Here is a 567-nt window from a genome sequence, read left to right on the forward strand (position 1 = left end):
TTCTATGTATAAATTAGAAATAGTTTTTACAAAAGCTAAAGAGGTGTTTTGTAGAGGTTTAATAATTTTAATAATACGTTGGCGGCGTTTGGCATTAAAAATCATGAATAAAATCATAAAAATAATAGCTGTATACCACGCCCAACGAAACGATAACTGGTCTAAAAACCAAGTTAAGTTAGATTCTTGTTCGGCATCTCCATAGGGTGTTTGTCTTTTGGAATAAGAATCAAAATACACATCATCATCTGGTAAATAGGATAAAGCACTTTCAACATATTGATATCTATCGTCTTTTAAAATATGATAATTTGTGAAGGCTTTAGGTTCGGTATGTAATAAAATGTTGCCCTCTCCAAAAGGCACTTTTATAAAATTAACACGTTTTTTATCGGTTTTAGAATGCCCTAAAATAGTATAGTTAATACTATCAAAACTCGAAAAAAAGTAGTCGCCCTCATTTTTATCTATTTTAATAGTATTTAAGTTTTTATTCTTAAAAGACAAATAAGATATACTATCATTCTTAGCGTTGTATTCAAAATCTACATCAATATCAAGGGTGTC

Annotated in this window: 1 pseudogene; it reads right to left on the minus strand. The window is 29.1% G+C overall.

Features of this window, described 5'->3' with window-relative positions:
• Window positions 1-567 (minus strand): annotated as a pseudogene (locus J8281_RS18960) (DUF4350 domain-containing protein); the annotation flags it as partial.

The sequence above is a fragment of the Aquimarina sp. U1-2 genome, assembly GCF_017897595.1.
Lineage (GTDB): Bacteria > Bacteroidota > Bacteroidia > Flavobacteriales > Flavobacteriaceae > Aquimarina.